This window comes from Pseudoalteromonas rubra (assembly GCF_004212645.1).
GTDB classification, from domain to species: domain Bacteria; phylum Pseudomonadota; class Gammaproteobacteria; order Enterobacterales; family Alteromonadaceae; genus Pseudoalteromonas; species Pseudoalteromonas rubra_G.
On the sequence record NZ_PPUZ01000174.1, the window covers coordinates 1 to 5,075 of the forward strand.

The 5,075-nt window shown below is 45.8% G+C and carries 5 protein-coding genes; all 5 read left to right on the forward strand.

Annotation, left to right across the window (positions count from 1 at the left end; translation table 11 throughout):
- Positions 1 to 1,753 (forward strand): DUF637 domain-containing protein (locus C3B51_RS23360; RefSeq protein ID WP_130246558.1); only part of this gene is annotated, 1,753 nt, incomplete at its 5' end.
- Entirely contained in the window at positions 1,753 to 2,409 is a 657-nt protein-coding gene (locus C3B51_RS23365) for a hypothetical protein (RefSeq protein WP_130246559.1), read from the forward strand. The genes C3B51_RS23360 and C3B51_RS23365, both read left to right, overlap by 1 nt.
- Before the next feature lie 99 nt (positions 2,410 to 2,508).
- On the forward strand, positions 2,509 to 3,174 hold the full coding sequence (locus C3B51_RS23370) for a hypothetical protein (RefSeq protein ID WP_130246560.1): 666 nt from the start codon (positions 2,509 to 2,511) through the stop codon (positions 3,172 to 3,174).
- A 39-nt stretch (positions 3,175 to 3,213) separates the two neighbouring features.
- On the forward strand, positions 3,214 to 4,044 hold the full coding sequence (locus C3B51_RS23375) for a hypothetical protein (RefSeq protein ID WP_130246561.1): 831 nt from the start codon (positions 3,214 to 3,216) through the stop codon (positions 4,042 to 4,044).
- 166 nt (positions 4,045 to 4,210) lie between these two features.
- A partial coding sequence (locus C3B51_RS23380) for a hypothetical protein (RefSeq protein ID WP_206076676.1) occupies positions 4,211 to 5,075 on the forward strand: 865 nt, incomplete at its 3' end.

The following is a 5,075-nucleotide window of genomic DNA, read 5'->3' on the forward strand; positions in this document are numbered from 1 at the left end:
GGTATCTGTGGCGATGGGGCCGGCTGGTGCAGGGTGGCTTGGTACTGGCACGAATGCGATTGGTCCTGCGTTAAATGGTATGATCTCAGGTGCTGCTATGCAGGCCGGTGCAGTAACTCTGGCCACTCAGGCTGCAACCAGTATCGCCAATGGTGAAGGCCTCGACGGCGCGATGAAGAAAATCTATTCCAGCGAAGGCTTACGCTCTCTTGCTATTTCTATGGCAACTGCGGGTGTTCTGAACAGCGAAGCGTTCACTAACTCTCCATTCTTCGGCAACGCGGATGTCGGGTCTGTGTTTTTTGAAAGTCAGCAAGCCATTGATATCGCCAATCAGGCGACACAAGCATTGGTGACGTCCACTGTCAGGGCCGGAATATCGACCATTATTAATGGCAGCGATCTGGCCAGCTTCAAAGATCAGTTCGTAAGCTCACTGGGCACATTTGCCGTAAATGAACTCAGTAAAACGATGGCTGAGCAGATCAAGGCTGCTGATTTTGATACCGCAGTAAAGTATGTCGCCCATGCCGCAGCGGGTTGTGTAATTGGTGTGGCGACAGCTGAAGTCCAGAATCAGTCGGGCTCTTCAAAATCATGTGGTTCAGGCGCGCTGGGTGGCGTGGTTGGAGAATATGTTGGTGAGCTTACTCGCGAAGAAATTGATGCTCGAATTGAGGAATTAAAGGGAACGCTGGGTACGTCACTTAATTACGCCAACGATCCCGATTTAACACCGGAAGACATTCTCAGCTATTGGCAGACTCAACAAGCGGAGATATTGAACTTAAGAGCTGCGGGTATTGATATCGCCAAGCTGATGGGTGGCCTGTCTGCGTTATTACTCAATGCCCATGTTAATATCGCTGCTAATGCATCTGAAAATGCTGCAGAACATAACGCGCTGGGCGCTGTTGATAAATTAGTTAAAGCACTTGGCAAGGCTGGGGCTGGCATTGTTGTTGGCATGCGTATCGTTGATACCGTGGATACCGGCAGGGCACTGATTAAATTTGGTAAAGCACTTAAAAAAGGCGACAAAGCCGAAGCTGCCGACATGTTAGCCGAGCTGGCAGCCGACGGATTAATTGATTTAACACTCGACAGGTTGATCCCCGGTAATAAGCATTTTGAGAAAGCCATTCAGAAGCTCAGAGAAAAAGGCAAGCACCTTTGGGCAGACGACTTAGAACATTATGCAAAGAATGCTCCCGGCGGAGAACTAAAAGGCACGCTGGAACCCGGCAAATACTCAGCCCCAAAATCAGATGTCCCTATCGATCCCTGGCTGGAAGGGGTGGATACTAGTAAGGCATTTAGTGGGACTACGGGTGTACATGACGACCTGAAAAAACACTTTCCTAACAGAAAGTCTGATGAGGATGTCCATCACGTTATACCATGGACTGCTGGTAACAAACATGAGCTCATTAAAGACCTAGGCTTCAACTTAAATGATTCAATCAATGGCAAAGTAATAAAGGCAAATCGGGCCTATAAAGAGGACCTCAAATCAGATAAACAGTTACATGGTGCTCATCCTCGGTACAACAAAGCAGTCACATCAATACTAGATGAAATTCATGCTTCCAATCACAGCAAAGAAGTTAAGAGGGAAATGCTAATAGAGGTGATTGAACGTGCTAAGATTCATCTTGAGATGAATGAACCGCCATTAATGAAAAAGCATGGTGCAACAGAAGATAAATGGATAAAGGTTCTTAGACCTGCAATAGATAGGAGGCGTAATTAATGCTATTTGATTATCAAAGTATAGACTTGGAGCCTATTAGAGAAGATCTGAAACGTATTGAACATATTTGTGAAAATGACCTGTTTCTGTCAGGACTTTTTTTAGGTTCATCTTTGCCGAAGAATTTAGAAGGATTTCGAATATTTAAAGACCCAATTAATTTGGATTTTCGCATTCAGACACCTGATTATTGTAACGATGAACCGGAGAAATGGGATTTTAAGAACCTTCCACATATTCTTGACGAAGAGCAAGGTCGGGTTATGTATGAGGGGGTGTATTCTGATTTCAATACAAGAGTTGCCAGAAAGAAAAAGTATAAAAAAGTACTTAGTGACTGCTTTGGCGACTTTTTCCATGAGCGAATATCTGCTCTGCGCACTAAAGAACATGACCGGGTTATGCAACACGCATTCTCATTAACCAGCACTAATGTTGAGTATATATTTCACCACTTAATACCTGATATTGTAGATGAACATTTCGTAATAATCGTGGATGCCGTAATATTTGGAGGTCTAGACAATTCGCCTATTTGCAAAAGGCTGCTCGATTGCTACCGGCTTGGTGGTATGCCGGGTGGCTGGGTTGGCTCTTTACCTGAAGATGGCGGGACACCAGAGCAATGCATGGAGCTATATCATCTCGGTGAATAGCATAATCACTTTAGCGTCACTGGTGGTAAGTAGATTTGGGTTATTACCTTTCGATTTGACCAACTTATCACTAGTGAATCAGGGTAAGGAAAGCCAGCGATGCTGCTCAATTATCAAGAAATAGGATCTGATTCGGTAAAACGAGAACTGGGCCTAGTTCAACAGGTTTACACGCAAGACGCCTTTTTGAAAGGCCTTTTCTTGGGATCTCGTTTACCCGAAGATCTTGAAGGGTTTAGAGTTTTTAAAGATCCAATTAATTTGGATTTTCGCATTCAGACACCTGACTATTGTAACGATGAACCGGAGAAGTGGGAGTTTCAGAATCTTCCATATATTTTGGATGATGAGCAAGGAAGAGTTACGTCTGAGGGTGTATATTCAGATTTCAACTATAGATTAGCTGTACAGGAAAAGTATAAGAAAGTACTTTGGGGGTTTACTGATGATTTCGGAGCCTTTCCCCATCAAAGAATTTCTGCTCTACGGACTAAAGAGCACGATTTAGCAATGCAAAAAAACTTCTCATTAACCAGTACTAATGTTGAGTATATATTTCACCATCTAATTCCTGATATTGTTCATGCTCACTTCGTGATGATTGTGGATGCTGCCATTTTTGGAGGCTTAGACAATTCGCCAATTCTTAAAAGGGTACTCGACTGTTACCGACTTGGTGGTATGCCAGGCGGCTGGGTTGGTCCTTTACCTGAAGATGGCGGGACTCCAGAGCAATGCATGGAGCTATATCACCTTGGTAATTAGATATATGATGCTGTTTGTATCACAAGTACTTTTTGGCGCATGAGTTTGTTTCTTCATCTAAGTTTTATCCCCGATCAGTTTCCCAGAGCCTTAACGCTCTGGGAGCTGGCTGATTTTAGTCAGGCATTGACAGACCTCGAAGGGCTGACCAGGCTGGTCAATATCGACACCTGTCGAACCATCAAGATCGAAAACTTTGTTAAGAGCAAAGACAAGGCTCGCACGAGGCCCTATACTTTTTCGGTTCGCCATCCGGATAAAGAACGCGAAGGAGATAATGCATTGTTCTTTTCTACAATGGAGGACTGGGACTTTGATCAGCTCGTTATGTGGGGGTTTGATAAATTAATTGAACAGCGTGAGCAATGGTGGCAACCGGTATTGCAACATCCCGGGTTTATTATGGCGCGTCTAGCATCCGAGATATACCAGTCTCAGCAAAATATAGATAGTACTAGCTTCCATGACGTTTATGGCTGGCCGCACGATCACCTCCCTAAAATCAGCAACGGAAAACCACCACCAATAGATGAAATGGTCATTGATACCCGGGTTAATCCTGGCCACTGGCGGTTTAAACCTGGCTATATTGAAGGGGTGTCGTCTGAAATGTGGTTAGGTGAGCACTTCTTCAGGCATGTCGGGCTGGATAAACAGGCCCTGTATGACGTGGACTGGCTGGAAGTCACTGAGCTGGGCAATGTCACCCATATCAAGGCGTACCATAAGCCTTTTGACAGCGATGTGGGAGAGCAACGTGAGCTGCAAATTAAACTCAGAAAGCTGTTGTTTGGTCAATCCCCTCACACCGACGACCCGGAGTTTAAGCTGCTCAGCGAGTTTCAGCCCCCGGCGTTAGCACAGCTGTAACTTCTTCATCAGAGCCCAATCACGTTTGCCGCACATGGCTTTGATGAGGGGCAATTAGGGAATACAGGTAGGTGTCTTCGGGTCTTTTCCTGGCCAAGGTAAAGGTACCTAAACCGGGCCAAACCCGGGTGGCGTCAGTGTCAATGGTCCCAGCGGGATAATAAATATGAATAGCAATTCAAAAGAATTAGAAAAATTTCTGCGTAAACGCAAAAGGGCAATAAAAAACCCTCAGAAATACCAAAGTGTATTTGAGGAGAATCAAACTGATATTCAGAGATATATAGATAAAGGGCGTATAGAGCTTGACTTTATTGTGCAAGAGCATGAGCGTTTGCCATTTTTACCCTGGGAGGAGTTTACATCAGAGCTAGGCATTCCAATCGACTACTATGAAATGTCGGCGCAAACAGCGTTCATTCAGCAGGATAAACTCTGTTCAGAGATGCTGGCGCACAGCCTGGGGTATGCCTACTTAAAATGTATCATCTCCTACTTTACACAACAGCGTTTTGTAACCAGGTTTGACAGGGAGCATGAAAGAGGCGTATCACCAGACAGCGTATTCTACCTGGCCATGGCGGTGATCCTGCAACAGCCTAAGCATGCCAGTCATATTTTCAGGCTGTTTGAAGTGGGTTACGCCAAGCGCTGGGTGAACCGCTCAAAAAGCCATATCGGGGATTGCATGATTCTGTTGTTTGATGCCGCCAACGGCAGCAAGTCCATGACGCCGATAGTGGATGGATTTGCTTATGCCGATATTGTCGCGGACTGGAATACGGAGGATTTAGACCTGCTCACGGCCCACCTGACCCGCTTATGCGACGATCAGGTGGCACAGGTAGCCGCCCCGCCCAGCAAGTGCTTTTTTGAGTTCGACAATATGAACTGGCAGTTTACCCCCTACGCCGCGCTAATGTTGCTGGCACTGCGTGCTCAGCATGGCCTGCCCAACCCGGATTTCAGTCACCCGGGGTTTGGCAATGTCACACAACTGCTGCCCGATTCGCCAGTTGCCCCCGTGGAAG

Bases quoted from the DNA above. Each gene is read 5' to 3' on its own strand.
- C3B51_RS23365 (WP_130246559.1), top strand. From the start codon at position 1,753: ATGCTATTTGATTATCAAAGTATAGACTTGGAGCCTATTAGAGAAGAT.
- C3B51_RS23370 (WP_130246560.1), top strand. From the start codon at position 2,509: ATGCTGCTCAATTATCAAGAAATAGGATCTGATTCGGTAAAACGAGAA.
- C3B51_RS23375 (WP_130246561.1), top strand. From the start codon at position 3,214: ATGAGTTTGTTTCTTCATCTAAGTTTTATCCCCGATCAGTTTCCCAGA.